The following is a 19,882-nucleotide window of genomic DNA, read 5'->3' as shown; positions in this document are numbered from 1 at the left end:
GGCCGCACGGAACTGTTACGGCTGCACAGCGAAGGCGCGATCAGGGATGAAACCCTGCATACATTGGAGAGAGAATTGGATCTCGAGGAAATGAACGTGTTGGGGTATCTGGCGGAGGTGTAGCGTAGACGGAGGGACCCGCGGGACGGACACCACCCCATTCCATCGCAAAGCCGGCAGATACCGGCTGGCATAGATCGCTCGTATACTATAGCACAAACTAACGATTGCGAGGCCGCCTTGCCAAGCATTGCGTCTCCCTTCCAGAATACACTTCTCCGGCTGCGCTCTTTTCCGATAGAGGCAATGACGACCTTGAAAATCTTCCAAGTTTTGCCACGCCGCATGGATTTTGGCATAGCCGCTTCCACCTCCGTCGAACTCTGCGTCGCTGACTGGGTGATGGGCAGCCGTTATTGCGATACGACAACCATCGTCGCCGAAAAAGCCGAAGGGCCACCCCTCTTCGAAACACAATTTCTGCGCCTGACGCCTGCCAGATATCTGTCGAGTTGGCGCGCGGCCTGGGAAATCCGCAAGGCCGCGGCGGCTTCAGGCGGCGATATCATTGTGGCCCAGCAGCATATCGCGACGGCCGCGCGTTACGCCGCCTTCAACCCGTCCCTTCCTGTCGTCCTTCAGACGCATAATTTTGTCGAAGGGCGGCGCGAGGGCCGTGCCGGCATGGCCTGGAACCGGCAGATGCAACGCCGGCTGTCGCGCCTTGGCGGCATCACCTTTATCAGTCGGGCGACCCTGCGGGATTTCGAGGAGAACTGGCCAGAGATCAAGGTTCCCCGCACCATTGTCCATAATGGCTTCGACTTCTCGCAATGGTCTCCTGCCGTCGAGCGCCAGAAACTCATCATCGCGGCTGGCCGCACCCAACCTGAAAAAGGGCTTCTGGAAGCGGCCGAAGGCACGGCAGCCTTTTTGAGCACCCATTCCGACTGGTCGGCCATCTTCCTTCTTTCGGAACCGGACCGCAACCCAGCCTATCGCGATGCCATTATCGCGAAACTGGCGCCGGTCAAGGCGCAGGCACAGATTCTCTGGAGCATCCCGTTCAAGGAAGTGAAGGAAATGACGGAGACAGCGGCGATTGCCATTGTCGCCTCGACCTGGCGTGAACCGTTTGGCCGCACCGCGCTCGAAGCCCATGCCGGCGGCGCCGCCTTGCTCTCCTCAGGCACCGGCGGACTGCGCGAGATCAGTGGCGATTGCGCCGCCTATATCGACGAAGTGTCAGGCCCAGCCATCACAGCCATGCTGGAAAAGCTCGCCGCCAATGAAGGCTGGCGCAGGGAACTGGCGGAAGCCGCCGGCAAGCGCGTCCGCCGCCTTTTTCCCTTGTCAGATTTCGTAGACGAAACCGGCACGCGCGTTCCATCCGTCGCCGGCACGCTCGACTCATTCTATGATGAGGTTACGCAGGCTTGGCGTATGCGGAGTAAAAACAGGAGATAAGCAAGAAAACCGTCATCAAACGGTATCATTGCGAGGATCATGAACGATGGCGTGATCCTCGCCTGATTTTATCGATGCATACAATGATGACCGATGCTTTAGGACGTCAAGAAGCTTCACGCCAGGTGAATACACCTGAAAAATCCCGGCAAATGAATCAGAAACCTTCAATTCCGATCCGCTCACCCCTTCCAGCAAACCATACGGGAAACAGGCATTATAATACCTGAACCTCTTCGTTCGCCACGACCGAATCACATTGACAGCAATTGGAAGTCCTCAAGGATCAGCCATCGAAGGATTGGCCATAGGTGCCTTAAAATTATAGGCCGCCAGCGCGGCTCGTTATTCGTAAGAATCACACGCATTGTATTGTTAAGCTATATATTATAGAGCTATAAAATAATAGAATTACAGTTCTACGGTTTTATAGCGTTGTTTTGGTCGGTCGGTGTCATTGTGCCGAGTAGGAGCGATGGTCTATGCGGAGGATTACCGTCAGGACAGGGGAAGCATCTCGTCGATATGGTTACCCAAGGCCCAAACCCGGGAACCTTGGTCACCTCGCGCACCAATGCCGCCACTTCTGAAAGCCCATGCCACCCCACAAACCCGGCAGAGCCCCGTCCCACTCGGAAGTTTCCTTCCAAGCCGAGAAAAGCTGGAGGCACACTACAGTCAGCGATCGCGATCATAATGCGCGAGAGCAAGCCAGGATTCGGTATCCGATTGAACTCGGTGGCATCTTATGCCAGGGGCGGCCCTCCTTGCGCTGCTCAACGACGATCGCGCGGTTCTTTCGGCCCCAGCCTCAAGGCCATTGCCAAACCGTGCGACACAGGAATGAAGCAGCCGGTGATTGAGATTATACGTCACCTCTTTAAAAAGTGAGACTAGCAGACGCTGTAGTGGTGGATGAGCCGCTGGAATATGTCTTGATCTGGAGGTTTCGGGCGGATGGGGAATGAACAGGGAACGATAGCCGGACAAAGACAGGAGGCAGACCAAAACGCAGCCTCTCCGTCTACGAACGCTCAGAAGCCCGAGGGCATGCGTGCCGACATCATGAAAGGCGGCATGCTGTTATATGGGCGGCAGATTATTTCCATCGGCCTCAAAATGATCGGCGTGCTGCTCATCAGCCGTGTCTTGGGACCAGAATTATATGGCGCTTACACAGCGGCCTTCGGCGTTTATTCCTATGTCCTGGCCCTGGGTCAGGCAGGCCTTGGCATTTTCTTACTGCGTCACGAGGGGGCCCTTACCGAAGGGCATATCGGCACCGCCTATACGTTGTTGGCGGCCATGGCTGTTCTGCTCGTCGTCGGCATCGAGTTACTGCTCACTCCGCTGTCGCACTACATGAACGTCGCGGGCTTTACAGAGGTGATGCAGGTACTGATCCTTGCTATTCCCTTCCAATTACTCGCTATTCCCGTGACGGCACAGCTTGAACGGGCACTAAACTACCGCGCCGTGGCGTTCATCGAGGTCATCGGCCAAGTGGCTTATTATGTTGTCGCCGTGGCATTGGTCCTCGGCGGCGCCGGCCCCATCGGTCTTGCTTTTTCGTGGATCGTACAGCAAGTCGTTTCGGCGCTGCTTGCCCATCTCCTGGGACACCGCTGGCCGAAATTCCGGTTTGACCGCTCAGTCGCTGGCGACATGCTCAGCTATTCGATCGCCTTCTCAGCTGCCAACTGGATCTGGCAAGCGCGCATGCTGGTCAACCCCTTAGTCGTCGGGCCGGCTCTTGGCGCCTATGCAGTCGGCATAGTGGGAATGACCGTCGGTATCATGGAAATGCTCGGCGTCATCAAAACCATCACCTGGCGCTTGTCAGTAGCCGTTCTCGCGAAGTTCCAGGACGATCGTGCCCGGATTTGCAAAGCCATCACCGAAGGCATGCAGATCCAGATCCTCGCCATCGGCACCCTAATGCTGGGCTTCTCATGGTTCGGCCAATGGATCATACCGCTTGTGTTTGGCGCCCGCTGGCTGCCAATCCTCGAGCTCTATCCTTTCGTCGCACTTTCTTATCTCACCAACGCGCCGTTCAACATGCATTCGGCTACGCTGTCCGTGTTGCGCCGTAATGGAAGGCTCGCACTCTTTCATATCCTGCATATTGTCCTGTTCGCTGGCGCCGCAGCGATCGCCGTACCCCTGTTCGGCATCAAGGGCTATGGCTATGCTGAACTCGTGGCCCTGCCAGCCTATCTGCTCGCACATTACTTCGTCATAGAGATGGTAGGCGCGCCGAACTACGAGTTGGCGATTTTATGGTGGAGCGGGACTGCAATCGGCTTGTTCTGGCAGGAGCTTGGTCTTTGGGCCATCGGAGTGCCTTTCCTGGCATTGCTCGCCCCGCCATCCCTCGCCGTGCTCAAAGGATATTTTTCTGGCTTGCGGGGGCGCTTTCTCCCCGTCCAGGAAACATAATCCATGAAGCCATCGCTTTTGAAAATTTGCAGGCAACATGCGCGACGCCGTTGCCTGCCCGCATCCGGTTCATGCAGACCCGCCAATATGGGCGTGTCAGGACCTCAATTCGAATGCCGAGGGGTTTGATACCACACCACATGCATGAATCAGAGGAGCCGACACCAAATCGCTCCGCCATAGGATGCATGTTACGCCCACCATGATCACGCCCACGATCTTCCGATGAAAATCAAGAAGACAGCGAGATTATTAAAGACACGTTATCATTCCTCTCACCAACCCAGGGAATAAGATCCAGGTGGAAAAGAAGATCATGTTGATTTTTCCCGATCGGAAATCTCCCTATATTTAACTTTCAAAAAAGTCTGCTAAATTCTTGTCAATTCAGCATAAGGAGAGGAATCCTCTATGACACTAAACAGCTTTCTATGGCTTAGAACTTGCTTGGTTGGGATAAAGAAATTATATTACGTGCATGTGTGGAAGATGGATTTACATCCGACCTGCACATTCTCGCTGAAAACCCATCTCGATATAACAAACCCGAAGGGCATACATATAGGGCCGTATTCATATTTGGCCTTTGGAGCCACTATCCTTGCCCACGATCGCACCAGAGGCCTTCGTAAACATACCCGTATTGGGCGCAACTGTTTTATCGGCGCGAGAAGCATAATTCTTCCGGGCGTCACCGTCCATGATGGCTCTATAGTGGGCGCCGGAGCAGTTGTTACCCGCGACGTCCCTCCCGCCTGTATTGTCGCCGGAAACCCTGCGAAAGTTATCAAATCTGGAATAGAAACTGAATTATATGGCCGCATAATCAATACCGAAGGGCAAACAAATTAAAATTATGTCCATGAAATGATTCACAACCATATGGTCACAAATTATTCTAAAATTTCTGCATCCGTGGTTGGGCGGTTCACTGGTTATTCGGTAGAAATATACCAAGGATGAATATTGATGCTTAAGACAAAGGCAGGGCCCGTTTTTACGTCAGACCGCTCCGAAGTTGAGTCATTTCATATAGCGAATTTTGACTTTACATCAATTTTTCGGACAATCCGGCGGCAATGGCCACTGATAATCTCGGTCCTTCTTGTTTGTATAGGTCTCGCCGCGCTTGCCTATTGGTTGTCGCCATCGAAATATACGGCAACTGCGCTGGTGATGATCGACACGCATCAAAACCAGTTCGCGCAGGGCAACAACACGACGCCAATGCCGCAAATGCTCGACCCCGGGCTCGTCGACAGTCAGGTCGAAATCCTGCAATCGGAAAGCGTTGCCCTCTCGGTCATCAATGATTTGAAGCTGGTCTCAAACCCCGTCTTCATGGATAGTCCGAGCCTTATTCGAAAATTGATCAATTTCATCATGCCAAGTTCGCAAGAGAAATCGGCCAAGGAACTGGAGCGTCAGGCGGTCGATATCTTCGGCAGGAATCTCGATGTGAGGCGCGAGGGCACGTCCTACGCCATCAAGATCGCTGTGACGACCCTCAGCCCTTCGCTTTCCGCGAAGATCGCGAATGGTATCACGGATGCGTATATGGTCGGTGAGCTGGATGCCAAATATCAGGCGACGATGCGCGCCAGCAAATGGCTCCAGAACCGCATCAATGAACTCCGTGAACAAGCGACGCAAGCCGACCGCGAGGTTCAGACCTTCAAGTCCACGAATAATATCGTCAATACAAACCGTGGCCTGATGAACGATCAGCAGCTCGCTGACGTGAACAGCCAGCTGATCACGGCCCGCGCCGTTACCGCCGATGCGAAGGCGCGTCTTGATCGTATCAAAAGCATCGCCAATGGGGATTCGCCTGAAGCAACAGTCGGAGACGCCTTGCGTAACGATGTAATCAATCGCCTGCGTTCGCAATATCTGGATCTCGCCACAAAAGCACGCGACTGGGCAGAGCATTATGGCGCCAAGCACGCGGCGGTCGTCAACCTGCGTAACCAGATGCGCGAGATCAAGGGGTCAATTTCCGACGAACTCCAGCGCATCGCTGAAACCTATAAGAGCGATTACGAGATCGCCCAAGCGCGTGAAGCGTCTTTGCAGCAGAGTCTTGCGGAGTTGATCGATCAGGCCGGCGCCACCGCGCAGCAGCAGGTCAAATTGCGTGATCTCGAAAGCAATGCGCAAACCTATCGCAATCTCTACGATAATTTCCTGCAACGTTTCACCGAGGCAACCCAGCAGCAGAGTTTCCCCATTACCGACGCCCGCGTGATTACCGTGGCATCTGAGCCCTTGCAGAAAAGCCGTCCCAAACCTCTCGTCTTCTTTGGAGGCGGCATTCTCATGGGTCTTATTCTGGGGTTTGGAGCGGGCTATCTGCGTGAGTATCTGGACAATGTCTTCCGCTCCATCGATCAGGTCGAGAAAGCAACCGGTCTTGAGTGCCTCGGCATCCTTCCAAAAGTTTACCCTATAGAGAATCCACAAGCCAAGCCGGTCCGTTTTGCGGCTGCCAATGGATATCAGCTGCCAACCGATCTGGGGCTGACTCATCAGGTCATTCAGGCCCCCTTTTCCCGCTATGCGGAAACGCTTCGGAGCGTAAAGGTCGCGATCGACGTGAATGCTCTCGCACATGGCCAAAGATCGGTGATCGGCGCCTTGTCCGCAGTACCCAAGGAAGGGAAATCGACGACTATTTCCAATCTCGCGGAATTGATCGCCAGCAGCGGGCAGCGGGTATTGCTGATCGATGGGGACCTGCGGCATCCAAGCCTGAGCGCGCAACTCTGTCCGGAAGCCCCGGAAGGGCTCCTCGAAGTGCTGGCAGGAACGCGTAAGGAAGAAGAAGTCGTCTGGACGGACCCACTGACAGGCCTGCATTTCCTGCCTGCCGTCGTTCCCAATCGGATATCGCATACGGCCGAGCTCATCTCATCGATGGCAATGGCCAATCTTCTTGCATGGGCACGCAGGCAGTATGATTACGTTCTGCTCGACCTTCCGCCTGTCCTGTCTGTGGTCGACGTGCGCGCCGTCGCTCATCTCATCGACGGTTTCGTTCTGGTCGTCGAGTGGGGCAAGACCTCTCAAGATGCCGTTTTGGAAGCCCTGAACGCCAATGAATTGGTTCGTGACCGAACGCTCGGCGTGGTGCTGAACAATGCACATTCGGCAGCACTGAAGCGTATAGAGAGCTACAAGGGCCGTCATTACGAAATCTATTACACAGCTTCGGACGGCGGGCAAGGTAACGGAACAACCGGGCTCCCGTCACAACCGGGTTGGCGTTTCCCTATTCGCTCCCGCAATTCGTAAAACGTCGTGCGAGAGAAAGTTCAGTCCTTTTCCAACGCTATGTTGCATCAAAAAGGATTCCGGCCATGACGAATACATGCATCAGGAGGGTAGATGTATGTATGTGCCTGAAAGTTTGCGTATCGATGGCGACGAAGATCAAAGCTGTGAAGGGCATTATATGAAGATCATGGTATGGCCGACCGCGCGGGGCGGAATGCGGAGCGTCGTCGAAGGCTACAAGGCTGACGGTTTCATCGAAGCAGAAGACGTCCAGCTGGTCGCATCCTATGCCGAAGGCAATTTCCTCCACCGCCAGGTGATCTTCGTAGGCGCCCTTTTATCTTTCATCCGTCTCCTCACTCTACATCGTGTCGATCTTGTTCACCTCCATTCGGCGATGCGTGGCAGTTTCTGGCGCAAGTCGATCCTCGCGAGTCTTGCCCGTATGCGCGGCGTGCCGGTCATTTTCCACCTGCATGGCTCCGAGATGAAGTCGTTTTATGACGAACAAAAACCTTGGGGACAAAAGAAGATCGCCGATCAACTGACGCGGGCGGCACGGGTCGTCGTCCTCTCGGAAAGCTGGCGCACCTTCGTTCAGACAATCGCGCCTGCAGCCGACCCCCTGACCGTTCCGAATTACGTCACCGTGCCGGCACAACCCGCCCGCGGGACGGGCTCCCCACTGACTCTGGTGTTTCTCGGTCTCATCGGCGCACGCAAAGGTCTTTACGACCTGCTCGAAGCGCTGGCTTTCGTCCGGCAATCCTATCCGGATATCGTTCTTCTCGTCGGAGGTAATGGCGAGGAGGAAAAAGCTAAGGAATGTGTGCAGGCGCTTGGTCTTGATGATGCGGTGGAGTTCAAAGGCTGGGTGGGACCAGCCGAGAAAGCTGAACTGCTCGATCGCGCCGATATCTATGTGCTTCCCTCCTACAACGAGGGGCTGCCAATGAGCGTCCTCGAAGCAATGGCCTATGGCATTGCCGTGGTGACCAGCAATGTCGGTGGCCTTCCGGAACTGGTCGAGGACGGGGTGCATGGCCGTCTTGTCCAGGCAGGGGACAAAGAAGGACTGGCCGCTGCACTGCTTGAGCTTGCCAGGGACCCCGAGCGGCGCCGGCAAATGGGAGAAGCAGGCCGTCGCCGCGTGGTGGAAGGTTACAGCAAGGACGTGGTCTTGCCGCGCCTCTCCGCTCTTTACGAGACACTGACGAACGAGCGCCGGGACACCACACGAGCGAAGATTGCCTAAGCAGCGTTGCGCGGCTAAAGCCACGATTGATTTTGCTTTTTTACAGCAAAATCAATGTTGCTTAGATTTTTAGGTATAAGCAAACTTCGAAAAGTTTGCTTAGCGTCGGCGAGAATGACCTGGATAAGGATGGTTGCTTCCAATGACATCCCTCCCTTTGCCCCGCTTTAGCAGGATCGTCGATCGATGAACGAATCCGCGGCATGCTCCTCTCCCCTTCCGAAATCGCTCGTCATCTATTTGCCCGATCTCAGCGGTGGCGGCACGGAAAGACTCTATCTCGGGCTCGCTCCCCTGTTTCAGGCGGCGGGCTTGCACGTCACCTTCCTCCTGGACCGCAAGGAGGGAGAGTTGCTCGGCGCTGTGCCTGCAGGCATTGATGTTATCGCCCTCAATGCGCGCCGGCAGATCGAAGCCCTGCCCCGATTGATGCGCTTTCTGCATTACAACCGTGTGGATCTCTTCCTTTCCGCCATGGAACATATGAACATCATGGCGGTCCTGGCGCGCATGCTCACGCGCTCACCCACACGGCTGGTGGTCACACAGCACAACAATCTTTCTTCGCAGGCTGCTCGCAAGGCCTTGAAGTTTCGGGTACTGCCGAAGCTCTACCAGTTGATCGCCGCGCGCGCCGACGCCCTTGTCGCCGTATCGCAGGGCGTTGCCGATGATATGGCACGTTGCGCGAATATTCCGGGCGAGCGCATTAATGTGATCTATAATGGAGCGATCCGCGCTGATTTCGATATGGCGCTAAGCGAGCCGCTGCCACCCTTCTGGCCCGAGAAAGGGACAGTCCTCCTCGCCGTCGGCCGTTTCGTCCCTCAGAAGGACCATGCCACTCTCTTGCGTGCTTTCGCGCGGATCCCGCAGCAGAAAGCAGCTTGGCTCGTTCTGCTCGGCGAAGGCCCCCTTCGGGGAGAGATCGAGGCTCTCGCGCGGCAACTCGGTGTCGCCGAGCGGCTTCTGATGCCAGGCTTCGTGCAAAATCCCTTGCCGGCAATGGCCCGGGCCGATGCGGTCGTCCTGTCCTCGCGCTTCGAAGGTTTCGGTCTCGTCCTGGCAGAAGCACTCGCCTGCGGCACATCGGTGGTCAGCACCGACTGCCCTCATGGGCCCTCCGAGGTGCTCGACCACGGCCGCTATGGCCGGCTCGTCCCCGTCGGCGATCCAGAGAGCCTCGCCACAGCTATTGTGGCAACTCTCGAGGAACAGTCACCAGACCGAGAGGGCAACAGCATGCGCGGGCGCCTGTTCTCCATAGAGCGCTGCGCGCAGAACTATCTTGCACTCTTCAATCAAATCCTGCCGGCGCGGAAGCGCTCAGCGGACCAACAGATTGCCGCATTTGAAACGCCACTCCCCCGTTAAATTTCCGCCGTTTTCCCACACGGCAGAAGCTTTCCGGCCCCGTGAAAGGATGCCGAGATCATGAGCTCCGAGGTCATGCACCAATTGCCGCCCCCTCCCACGCCCACTGTGCCACTCACGGGCCGCGTCAAGTTCGAGGCTCTTGAAGTGGGCCGCGGCATTGCAGCCCTCCTCGTCGTCCTGCATCATACCGGCAATATTATTGCCGAGCCGCGTTTCTACAATGCCGTCCCCTGGGGTGGCCACTTGAAGAATTTCAACGTCGGTATCGATTTCTTCTTCGTGCTTAGCGGCTTCATCATCGCCTGGGTGCATTCGCGCGACATAGGGCAGCCGGAACGGCTTGGCCATTACGCCTTGCGCCGTTTCTTGCGGATCTATCCACCCTATTGGGGCATAATGCTGCCGCTGGCAGTGCTTTATCTCCTGAACCCAGGAGCAGGCAAAGCACAGCAGCATGATCTCGCCAATGTTTTCTTCTCCACATTCCTGCTCCCTTATCCGGAGCAGCCAATCCTTGGTGTCGCTTGGACCCTCGTCCATGAGATGCTGTTCTATGGACTGTTCGGTTTCTTGATCCTCTGGGGGCGCCGCGCCGCCTTGCTGCTGCCTGTTTGGGCCGTTCTGATCATCACCGCTCAGTTCTTCACCCCTCTCGACTTTCCCCTGTCAATTCTCCTCAGCGCCTTCAATCTGGAATTCCTTTTTGGAGTCGGTGCAGCCTTGATCCTGCGCCAGCGATCGGTGCCCATGCCACGGTTTCTGACGATTGCAGGGTGCCTCACCTTCCTGGCTTTTATGTTCTTCGCCCGCAACATCCAGGACGTCTCGATCCTTGCACGGCTCGCCTTCGGAGGCTCAGCTACAGTAGCAATCATCGGCGCGGTACAATGGGAACGTCAATATGGCTTACGCATTCCCAAGCCTTTGATGTTGTTTGGATCGGCGTCCTATTCGATCTATCTGATCCATGGTGTCGCTCTGTCCGCGACAATCCATATTTTAACGCGACTTTTCCCGAAGACGTCTTCCCTCTCCCTCTTCATTCTCATCTTGGCCACAGCTGGCTTGAGTGCAGGCATCGGTTATCACCTTTGTGTGGAAAAGCCTTTGAGCCGTTGGCTCAGGACGCCGCGATTACCGTTCCGAGCGACTAGCCCAACCCCCTCCGAAGCGGGCTCACCCTAAGAGGAGGAGAAAAACGAGAATGATGTCGGACACTCGAAAAATCTCGTGATGAAGCAAGACCCTTTTCCATGATGTCACCAAGAACCATCTCTCACGATACTCAGTATAAAGCGATCGTATTGACAGCGTTTCGAATATATCCAGAAACACGTCACACAAAAATCCGGAGCATTTTCAAAGTAAAGAAACACGAAGTGATTCAGCGTCGTCGAAGAATGCTCTGATCTTCCGTTAAGAAAGTCATTCAAGCATTGGTGGTGTCACCAGCTTGGCCTGCTAGATAATTGCGATCGACGCGCGACCGGATTGGTATGGCCGATCGTAAATAAGAAATGCCGAAATCATTGAATGAATGGAAAGAAGTTTTTCCGACAAACACCAATACTTGCCGGATCAGAATCATGACGCTTATTCAATGGCTTGCCACTATTTTACCGGGGATTGACCGGTAAAATAGTGGCATGAAACACCCATCTCATTCGTGAAGACTGAGCGGATGGGCAAGAAGCTTTGCTGCACGAGAGCAAATGCAAAGGCCAACGTATTCGATTATATCAAATGCTTCTATGCCCCGGGCCATCGACACTTGTCCCAGGTTTCCTCGGACCCATCGCCTTCCAACAGATAGCCCGTGCAGCCGGATTTAGCTTATCTCGGAGTCCGCTAACCGGCAGGAGACCGCATCTTGAGCTTTCAGCCAATCTCCCAGTCGGATTGCCAAGGCGACGAGGGGAAGCGTTGGGCAATCACTGCCAACCGTAGGAAAGACCGAACTGCCAACACAATATAAGTTGGGAATGTCGTGAACCTTAAGGTTGGCGTCCACAACACCTCTTTTGCGATCGTTATGAATACGTGTTGTACCCATATGGTGGTGGCAACCAGAGAGATTTCCATCCCAGATCGGTTGATCTGGATCGACCAACTGACCCACATTGTCTTTGACGAATACCTCCCGCAATAATTGTGCTGTCTTGGAGATATTGGTATAGTCCTGCTCCGTCAACCGCCAGTCAACACAGGCTCTGTGCATCCCAAGCTGGTCCTTTTCAGGCGAAAGATAAACACGGCTATCGGGATTAGGTATAGGTTCGATAACCGTTTCAAGATCGAAGCGGCGTGATACCCACTGAGGATTCATGATGACATCCAGCGCACCGACGGCTCCAAGCGGGGATTTTAACAGCTTCATCAGCAGGGCTATCCTGCTCAAACCATCATTTTCATTTGGCTTTTGAGCATAACGTTTGACTTCGCGCTGGTGAAGCCGACGCGCCTGTAGAGCTTTAAAGAACTCAGACGAATCGAACGCATATCGGGCCCGCACATATGTTCTGGAATTGGGGAGCCCAAATTCGCGTTGACTTTGCTCAGTCGGAGCTACATAAGCCGCGATCTTGTTTGGGTTAACGCCCGATGGATGCGTCGTCTGCGCTATCGTCACTTCATGATGCGTGGTCTGCGCTATCGTGACGTCATAAAGCTGCCTAGTATGTTTCACATCGTTGAGTGTCAATGTTGAAGTGCGTACGCGCGGGTGGTCCATGAAATAACGACCAACCACATCATAAGTATTTCCGAGACCATTTTCCTGCACCCGATTCGAAGCAAGGAGAAGACGCGCGTTCTCGATGCCGCCAGCAGCCAGGACAACGTATCGTGCCTTGATTTTAAAGCTGTTGTTCGTGAGCGTCTTGACCTGGACGCCAGTGACGGCACAGGAAGTGGGATCCACCTCGATTTCTGTTGCATTGGCCCAAGTAATCACAGTGGCAGTCTTGGATGCGACCAACCGGTCATAATAAAGAAGGCCATAGCGTACAGGAGGGCTGAACTGAACTAACTGGTTTCTAAATGTCGTGTTTTTCCAGGCAAAGGGACGCAAGTCTTTTTGCTTAAGCTCAGCAGCCCAGCCCTCCACTGTGTAATCAAATCCATAGAGCTGCAGATATTTATGCGCACGCGAATAATAACGTTCGATTTCAGCGAAACCAAATGGCCAACCACTTTCCGGTATCCAATGGCGTGCCTCAAAATCAAGCGCATCCATAGGTTTGCACCAACCACCCCAGCAATTACTGCTCCCCCCCAAGAAGCGGCTCCGTGCCTTCTCAAGGGCTACATAATTAATACCAACATTATCGGCTCGGTAGAGCGATTGGGTTTCGAAATCCGGTGTTGTGCCTCCGCTTTCGAGAAGCACGGTCTTGAGATTACTTGCTTCCAGCTCCATCGCTAAGGTCAAACCGCCCGGGCCACCACCAACAATACAAACATCAGCCATAATACTTGCGTCATGTTCGATGCTTCTACCATCATAAATCACGAGCGTAATCCTATTGACCTGAATAGCTAGTGGATAATAATTTGCAGTTCGATCCAGAATGGACCTGTTACAATTTTCTTTATTCGGACGGCTATGCAAAATCCCGCAAAACCAGAAAGCATAACTACGAAGCTTGTGTCAGCGCTCATATAATTTTTTATATGAAGCAATTAATAGTCTCACGGTGGTCTTGAACGAGACGGCAAGACAATGTGACGCATGGCACTTCTAAGTTTGGCGGAACATACCCGTTATGCTTGTTATAGGAAGATATTTTGAAAAGCTATATTAATCGTTTTCTCTTTGGGCGTCTGGCCATATAGAAGTTGAAGCAGATGACTTATTTGTGAGTAAGTACCCCGGAAAAACTGGGACTTTAAGAAGTAAGCCACTCATGGCGGCCGCTTGATTAACGCCAGAGATTCAATTGCTCCAGCCGCCAATCCTCTCGTTCCTGATTTGATACATTCAGAGATCAAGTCGTCGTCCCCACGATCACGCAGCTTGTAATCGACTTGATTGATCGGTGTATTGAGGATACGCATGGCTATACGATCTAGCCTTCTGGAGACCAGCATGAATAAAGGATATCCAGAAGAACGTTTCATAGACCGGAGAGATGATGATCGTTTCGGAAAAAGCTCTTACCATCATAAGAACGAAGAGTGCGGCATAAAAAAGCGCGATGTGATCAATGCGTATAAAGAAAATCCTGACTATATTAACAAAGCAATTAGCAAAGATCAGCAGTCCCAGGACAAGACCAATCAAGCCGAGCTGAAACCAGAAATCGAGATAAGTGTTGTGAGCATGTGCGATGACCCAACCGCATCGTACCCAGATCTCAGACCGTATACGCGAGTCGAAAATCCAGAATGTATGGCCATAACCGAACAGAGGGTTTTCCTGGATATAATGCCAAACGACAGGCCAGATGACCCCTCGTCCCGTAAAATCCGCTTTCTTACCCACGAGCTCTGTCGGATTATCGATGATGTTGAATAAAGCTATACCAATCAACGCGACTCCCACAGTCGCGTAAAACCCCAAAAGTCTGTCTCTCGCATTAGTTGTCGCGTTGGCCATTGCGAGTGGCACGAGCAGCGTCAGGGCCAGAACGACGGCGAGAACCATCGTTGTGGAGCGAGACATGATCAAGCATAAGGCGGCGCCTGCTATCACGAAGAGAGACAGCAGACGTTTGTTTGCATTGAACAATAAAGAAAACAGGCCAATAATAAAATTAATCGCCATTAGGGCGCCAAAGAAATTCTTTTGCACCAGGGCGCCACGCCACGCATTGGAATAGATCCCGAAATCATAGGCGTACCGCGGGACAATGGCTACGAGCGCGAAAGTAATGACAATGGTACCCGCCGCAGCCCAAGTCAAAGTATTGAGAAGTTCTGTCGGCGTTAGTTTCTGAACTAGTATTAGTGCTATCAAATACTGGAGGGCACAGCGTCCACCGGTATTTAAAGCACTGAGAGGCTGCGGCGCCCAAAGCGAAGTGATGAGGATCCAGACGAGGAAACAGAGCACCAAAATATTTTGGTTAATCGCTGAAATCACAATTCGAGGCCGCTGCAGGATTTGGACGCCAACCCAGAAGATGATTAATCCGTAACCGAGTTTGGCAACATAACCGTATTTTTGGGCAGTGGAGACCTCATTCAAGGCGGCCTCACTTGCCCGCAAATATGTATCGAGCCCCATGAAATTCTGCATGATCGGGAATATCAGAATAACGACGAGCAACGCCTTTTCCAAAATTCCGATGTCCTGATTTGTGTTCCTGTCGAGATAGGCGGCCCGCACATTCCTCTCCCTTGATCCTTGCGCTATGGGACTTTCCGCTGCAGGCACCTCTGAAGCGTGAAAATAATTGTCATAAATCGGGATATCTGATTGCATCCTCGCCATCAGACCGATCCAATACGAATGGATCGATGCTAAAAGCTCACTTTGGTATCGCGGATTGAATAGGTATGATAGGCTTCACGGGCTTGAATGCAGAAGGCAGGGATCTAATTGGCCGATTTGGATCCTCGGATTTCACGCTAAGAGAATTGTGCAAATGCGTTGAGGCTGGAGTGCCAAGGACGTCAGCGAAAGAAAACTGAGAGGTCAAGGCCGAGAATTTCTCCTCAAGCGCCACGTTGAAAGCCTCGATGACCTGCCGCTGCCCACTGCTCTGGACCGCCTGGGAGATCTGGCGGGTCCACTTTTCCTCATTATTCATCAAACAGGCAATTGCGGCAGACGCCAGCCCAACTCCAATGGAATGCCGTTGACTCTCGCTGGCTGCCGAGGCGAGCTTGATCATGGGCGCGAGGGCGATCTGCGTATCTGCAGAAACAACCAGCGCAACTTGGCTATCCATTACGGGACCACCATCCCGATAAGTCTGGAGGATATTTTTGGGGGCAAGGACGAAACCCGTGACAGCAGGCTCGGTTATGGAGAAAGGTAGTTGACTGCAACGGGCAAAAGAAGGATTTGGCCCGGTGAAAAGAAAGCAGCAGCCAGCGATCAACAGGCCCATTATTGGATGCCGAAGTCGCTGACTTCCGGAAAGAGGCCGCATAACCCTATCCAATCTCCATGATGCCAAGCCAAGATGCGGAGGTTTCCGATTGACTTCATTACCAAATTTGCACTGTGGTTGGTAACTTTGAATCTTATACTGACTCGATGCAAAGAGAAAATATGCGATGGAAGTCGATCAACGATTTCCTTATCTTAGTCCCTGCGTCATATTCACCTGATTTTCCGCAAAGACTATTTTACCGGCCTTATGATAGGATCGGAATGGTCACGCTGGGGGGCATGATCAAATGCACTCGCCAACGCGTTCCAAAGGGGCTTGCGCCGCATCGCCTCATCAAATGGCAAAGCACGGCTGGGCGCACCGTCCTTGCGGGCAAACGGCTGCTCGTTGAGCCAAGTATATTTGTCTGAAATACCCCAGCTGATCACACCGCGCACCGCCTGCTCGTCGAGGGCCACATCGAGAAAATCCTTCGCATAGGTGGCGACGGCTTGATCGCGCGTCTCTATATCCGGCCCCAATTGGGTATCGTTGACGTCAAATTCCGAAATGAGGATCGAAACGCCGAGATCCGCAAGTTCCTTCAGGAATTTGCGAAAAACAGCCGCGTCGAACCGCTGGCCCGCGTTGACATGACATTGCAGACCGACGCCGTCGATGAGATTTTCGCGCCGTAGATTCTGTACAATCTCCAGCATGGCCCGCCGCCGCGCTTCCTGCCTGGCACCCGGATATTCGACACCAAAATCATTATAGACGAGAATGGCGGCCGGATCAGCTTCACGGGCAACACGATAGGCCCTGGCAATATAATCTGGACCGAGTGTTTGCAGAAAAATTGAGTTTCTCAGGCCATGCGGCTGACCGTCTTTGAAGTCGATCGCTTCGTTAACGACATCCCATTCGCGGATACGATTGTGATAATGCGTCACAAGTTCCTGTATATGCGTGTCGAAAACATCTGGCTTTTCTGGCTCGTGCAGAGCCTCTCCCAACCATTTGGGAATGTTGAGATACCAAATCGCGGTATGGCCGCGCACCTTCAGACCATGGCGGAGAGCGAAATCGACGATAAAATCGGGTCTTGCATAATTGCTGTTTCCCCGTACCTGCCCTGTCACGCCCCATTTCATTTCATAGGTGGGAACGATCCAGCCACATTCCCGCAGGACCGTCTCCTGGTAAGCGAGATTCGTGCGCAGGTGCAACCCTTCAACAGCAGAGCCATAAATCAAGCCCTTACGCGCCGCATGATCCTTAAGCCCTTCCGAAAATATTTCGGTCTCCGTCGCGCTCGCGAGCTTTGGGAAAAGGTCCGCGCAGCCCAACGCTCCCGCACCCTTGAGCCACATACGGCGTGACAGAGCGGTTGGAGCAGCAAACATTCGAGAGTTGGGGCCAGACATTTCGATAACCGGATTCAGCTTGATGGAACTCTATATTATCGCTCAACGTGAACAGGTCATCGGGAGGAAGGTTGTATGCGGAAGACCAAGATGATCATCTACCATCTGAAATTAAAGGGAGATAACAGATTATCTGTGAAAGATGGCACAAATGCTAATGACAGAATACGCACGGACGCAAAAGTCAGTTCGGAGCGCACCTTATTCATCGAGGAGCCTCATCGAGCGCCGGTCAAGCATACATCGAGAACAGAAAGCCGATACAGACGGACACCTGATTTCCGGGGAGATTTCTCGGGAGACTTGCCATTTTGCCTCCCGCTCTTTTGCGAGCCGCCCTGGTTTCATACGCTTCAGAAACAGAGCTTGGATGCAAACACCGCTCCTCTAGCACCAGCGCGGAGATTTGCCGCCATAGAAGCTATCATTTAATGGCATGATGAAGAGTCAAACAACTAGGCAGCCACATACTTTGACCGTCCCCGCCTGAACCTGCTCCATCTTTCCTTTACCAATCCAAAAGGAAAGAATCTCACGCAATTTTGTTCAGGACAGAGGATAATTTATTGAAGACGGTGGCCTTCCTTCTTTCCCTGTGATCAACGCGCTGGATGAAGCTCTTTACCGTATTGAGCAGCTCCGGGCTTGCATGCGGATTGGCCCGATGCACCCCTTCCAGGGGCCCGACCTTATCGAGCAAGCTAAGTAGCTCTTCTTGATTGTGCGCAACATTGATGAGTTTTTGCGCCGCCATATGCGCGGCAGTAGCCAATTGGTGATCGTTCCGGTGCTCACCAAGGCTCGCCAGTCTCGGCATGATAATGATCGGCTTACCGAGCTCCAGAGCCGTAATGATCGACCCCATTCCGGCATGGGCGACGACGACCTCGGCCTGTTCAACAAATTTCTTGAACTCATCTATCGCCAGTTGCGCATAGACAGTCAGCCGTTTCGGAGAATAGGTGGAAGCTCCCACCTGGGCAACCACATCGGAACGGTTCGCCTTCTCAGCCCATTCATCGACGACACGGATCAAACGATCGAAGGGCAGCTGAACCCCGACAGTAACGAAAATCATACCACAGTCCCCGCGAATTGAGGCCCGTCAAGCGCGGCGAGATGCGGCCATTGCGTCAGGCACAAATCGGCATACGGCAAGGACAGCTTTCCCGACAGAGACAATCGCTGGACGTTCGCCATACTATCGATCCAGAGTGTTTTGGCACCCAGAAGATGACCGAACCGCACCGCCATATGACCAGGAGCCGCGCCTGTTGAAACGACGAAATCCGGCTTTTCTTTGATGATTATTTTGAGGATCGCGAAAAAGAGCCTGAGCACATTGAGCTTTTCATTCTTATTCGCATCAGGGACGATATAAAAACGGGCATTCCCGATAACCGCCCCCGGATCTAACGTACTGACATATACCACTTCACAGCCAGAGAATGCTGGCGTAAGTCGCATAAGCTGCGTCCAATGTCCACCTGCTGACGCAACGGCAATTACTTTAGCCTTCTTAGACATTTAACACTCGTTAGTTGCGAATTTATAACGGTTGTATAACGAACAGTTTTAAAAACCTTTACCAATTGCCACATTTAGCGGCTCGTTGTTATTAACACACACTTATATTAACGTAAAGCTCTAGATATTTAGAATTAACAAGGTCAGAGTTCCTGTGCTCCGACCTGTCGGGACCAAATGAGATCCGGCGGAATGCTGTTCACAATCTCCTGATCACATTTCGACGCATCACTTCATCGATATTTTTATAAGCTCCTGTTATAACATGATAACTATCGCATCTCTCCGTAACAGGAGGCGGATTGAGGCAAGACGCGGGACGCCGAGACGCTCCATCAGCAACTTTTCCAATCCTCTAAGCAACGGATTTCGGCGAGAAGCGAGAAGGATTTCCTGCAGATCCCTCCCGTTCAATAATAATTTTGTCACCAAGAACTAAAGTCGCCCAACCGCTCGGTTGAGTGGATGAGATGGAAGAGCTTGCGGATAAGGTTCCATACTCCAAATACGAGACGCTCGCCGTTTTGGAAGAAGATCACCTTGAGGCGCGCAAAGGCTTTCCCGATCGGGATCAACTCGGAGCTATGGCGGCAGGGACAGCCTGACCGCATAGGCTCCAGCCTATCGCAACTAACCGCGTCATCGGACCAATGCAGAGCCGCCCCGAGGAGCGCGTCACTGCGGCCTGGCGCACATCCCACGATCAACCGCAGCGAGCGAGCGCGTGCATGATCGCAGGTCCATCGACAATAGTTTGCTTATCCATGCCGACGTTCATCCCCGCCGACATTCTGATCAGATCTTTACCTGTTTGGAAATCCTCACCGGTTCAAATGAACCGAGTACATTCTTATATACGCTATTATATATTATAGCGCAAGCGCAGCAAGAATTGAATCCGATCCCTAAGCTCTTTGAACGGCCGATCGCTCAACCCTGCCGGCGATCTGTAATCGGACTTCTATGCGCGGCGTGGTCACGCTGGCGGTGGCGCTTGCTCTGCCCGAGAATTTCCCCGGCCGCGATTTCATTCTCGTCACCGCCTTCGGCGCCATATTGGTGACAGTCCT

General features: G+C 53.2%; 13 protein-coding genes. 7 read left to right on the top strand and 6 right to left on the bottom strand.

From position 1 onward, the window contains the following. Positions 1-306 precede the first annotated feature (306 nt). From DL88_RS17400 to DL88_RS19615, 7 genes are all read left to right on the top strand, one after another. A complete protein-coding gene (locus DL88_RS17400; RefSeq protein ID WP_051956135.1) occupies positions 307-1,467 on the top strand; it encodes a glycosyltransferase family 4 protein in 1,161 nt (386 codons plus the stop codon). 1,050 nt (positions 1,468-2,517) lie between these two features. After that, entirely contained in the window at positions 2,518-3,909 is a 1,392-nt protein-coding gene (locus DL88_RS17395; protein WP_034999050.1) for an oligosaccharide flippase family protein, read from the top strand. 411 nt (positions 3,910-4,320) lie between these two features. Next, positions 4,321-4,761 carry an acyltransferase gene (locus tag DL88_RS17390; protein WP_034999048.1) on the top strand — a complete coding sequence of 147 codons (441 nt, stop codon included), beginning with the start codon at positions 4,321-4,323 and terminating at the stop codon, positions 4,759-4,761. Between the two features lie 117 nt (positions 4,762-4,878). Continuing rightward, positions 4,879-7,203, top strand: coding sequence for an AAA family ATPase (locus DL88_RS17385; RefSeq protein WP_084705263.1), 2,325 nt, complete (start codon positions 4,879-4,881; stop codon positions 7,201-7,203). Between the two features lie 97 nt (positions 7,204-7,300). Continuing rightward, the gene (locus DL88_RS17380; protein ID WP_169741601.1) at positions 7,301-8,440 is read left to right on the top strand and encodes a glycosyltransferase family 4 protein; all 1,140 of its coding nucleotides are present in this window, start codon (positions 7,301-7,303) and stop codon (positions 8,438-8,440) included. 186 nt (positions 8,441-8,626) lie between these two features. Then, entirely contained in the window at positions 8,627-9,814 is a 1,188-nt protein-coding gene (locus tag DL88_RS17375; RefSeq protein ID WP_084705262.1) for a glycosyltransferase, read from the top strand. Positions 9,815-9,874: 60 nt separating this feature from the next. Beyond that, the gene (locus DL88_RS19615; protein WP_051956133.1) at positions 9,875-11,002 is read left to right on the top strand and encodes an acyltransferase family protein; all 1,128 of its coding nucleotides are present in this window, start codon (positions 9,875-9,877) and stop codon (positions 11,000-11,002) included. 643 nt (positions 11,003-11,645) lie between these two features. Here the strand turns inward: DL88_RS19615 and DL88_RS17365 are convergent. The 6 genes from DL88_RS17365 to DL88_RS17335 form a co-directional block, all read right to left on the bottom strand. Next, positions 11,646-13,328: a GMC oxidoreductase gene (locus DL88_RS17365; protein WP_051956132.1), complete on the bottom strand. Its 1,683-nt coding sequence runs from the start codon at positions 13,326-13,328 to the stop codon at positions 11,646-11,648. A 495-nt stretch (positions 13,329-13,823) separates the two neighbouring features. Next, entirely contained in the window at positions 13,824-15,251 is a 1,428-nt protein-coding gene (locus DL88_RS17360) for an O-antigen ligase family protein (RefSeq protein WP_034999046.1), read from the bottom strand. 37 nt (positions 15,252-15,288) lie between these two features. Further along, the gene (locus DL88_RS17355) at positions 15,289-15,873 is read right to left on the bottom strand and encodes a hypothetical protein (RefSeq protein ID WP_034999044.1); all 585 of its coding nucleotides are present in this window, start codon (positions 15,871-15,873) and stop codon (positions 15,289-15,291) included. Between the two features lie 236 nt (positions 15,874-16,109). Next, entirely contained in the window at positions 16,110-17,264 is a 1,155-nt protein-coding gene (locus DL88_RS17350; RefSeq protein ID WP_169741600.1) for an endo-1,4-beta-xylanase, read from the bottom strand. Positions 17,265-17,817: 553 nt separating this feature from the next. After that, positions 17,818-18,321, bottom strand: a complete 504-nt coding sequence (locus tag DL88_RS17340) for a glycosyltransferase (protein ID WP_245270939.1) — start codon at positions 18,319-18,321, stop codon at positions 17,818-17,820. A gap of 38 nt (positions 18,322-18,359) precedes the next feature. After that, the gene (locus DL88_RS17335; RefSeq protein WP_034999040.1) at positions 18,360-18,812 is read right to left on the bottom strand and encodes a glycosyltransferase family protein; all 453 of its coding nucleotides are present in this window, start codon (positions 18,810-18,812) and stop codon (positions 18,360-18,362) included. Positions 18,813-19,882 lie beyond the last annotated feature (1,070 nt).

This window comes from Beijerinckia mobilis (genome assembly GCF_000745425.1).
Lineage (GTDB): Bacteria > Pseudomonadota > Alphaproteobacteria > Rhizobiales > Beijerinckiaceae > Beijerinckia > Beijerinckia mobilis.
This window is presented reverse-complemented; position numbering and strand designations above follow the sequence as displayed.